Source organism: Mesobacillus zeae (assembly GCF_003570705.1).
GTDB lineage: Bacteria > Bacillota > Bacilli > Bacillales > Cytobacillaceae > Mesobacillus_C > Mesobacillus_C zeae.
Genome location: NZ_QWVT01000051.1, coordinates 1 through 1,343, shown reverse-complemented (window position 1 = coordinate 1,343; position 1,343 = coordinate 1). Strand labels below are relative to the sequence as shown.

Below are 1,343 nucleotides of genomic sequence, written 5' to 3'. Positions count from 1 at the left end.
GGGAGCGTCAATAATTTTGTGTAAATGACGAAATTCCTTTTCTTGTAATCCGTCATTAATCAGCGGTTTTGAACATGGCGGCGAGCTCTGCCCGAGCCTGATCGAAACCGATATGGCACCTCACGGCGAAGCGCTGGTTGTATTCTTCGAATTGTGAAACAAGAAACCGCTCCAGTGCTTCTTCATTGGGAAACTGTTCTTTGCGCTTTGTATATTTCTTGATCTGCTTATTAAACGACTCGATTAAATTCGTTGAATAAAGGCTTCGCCAAATGGATCGTGGGAAGCTATAAAATGTAAAGATATAAGGGTTTTCGGCCAGTGTCTTTGTCACTTTTGGATACGCTGATTGCCATTTGGAACAGAAAGCTTCAAGTGCTTTCCGCCCGGCCTCTGCGCTTTCAGCGCGATAAACCGACTTGAAGTCACCACAGATTTCAGTACGGTCCGCGACGCGTACTTTGTGGGCAATGTTGCGGGAAAGGTGAACAAGGCATGTCTGATATTGAGCATCTGGATAGACGCTGAGGATACTGTCGGTTATGCCTTTGAGACCATCTGAAATGAACAAAAGGATTTCAGATGCACCTCGCTCTTTCAGGTCAAGAAGCAGCTCTTTCCAGACAAATGCCGATTCCGTTGGAGCGATCGTATAAGAGAGGACTTCCTTCGATCCATCCTCCCGGATGCCAACAGCTAGGTAGACAGCTTCTTTTGACACGGTTTCACGCTTGACGGCAATGTAGGTGGCGTCCAGGTACACACAGACGTAACGCGTGCCGAGCGCGCGCTGGCTAAATGCCTCAATCTGTTCTGTCATGGCTTTCGTCATATTCGAAATCGTCTGCGGCGTGTAATGATGGCCATACATTTTCTCGATTAAATCGGAGATTTCGGTCATCGTGACACCTTTTTGAAACAAGTGGATGACAAAGGATTCGAGTGTGTCATTGGAGCGCCGGTATGGCGCAACCGTCTGTTGCTTAAACTCGCCATTACGATCACGGGGAATCGCAATTTTGAGATCACCGTACTCGGTGTGCAGCGTACGATAGTACGCACCATTGCGGGAATTACCTGAGTTAAAGCCAATCCGGTCGTATTTCTCATAATCTAAAAAGGACGTTAATTCAGTTGCCAGCAGCGTGTTGACCGCTGTTTCTAAATGCGCACGAAATACTTCCGTAATATCTTGTTTTTTTACTAGAGCATCGACGATATCTGTTGTAAACTGGTTCATAGGGAAGGCCTCTTTTCTGTGAATTGTGTTGTGGTGATTCAATTCTACAAGAAAAGGCCTTCCTTTTTCTATTTTTCATTTACACAAGATATTTTACGCTCTC

The 1,343-nt window shown here is 45.6% G+C and carries 1 protein-coding gene; it reads right to left on the bottom strand.

Annotated features, from left to right (window positions below; all coding sequences use genetic code 11):
- Positions 1-55 precede the first annotated feature (55 nt).
- The gene (locus tag D1970_RS21205; protein WP_119114844.1) at positions 56-1,240 is read right to left on the bottom strand and encodes an IS256 family transposase; all 1,185 of its coding nucleotides are present in this window, start codon (positions 1,238-1,240) and stop codon (positions 56-58) included.
- Positions 1,241-1,343: the final 103 nt, after the last annotated feature.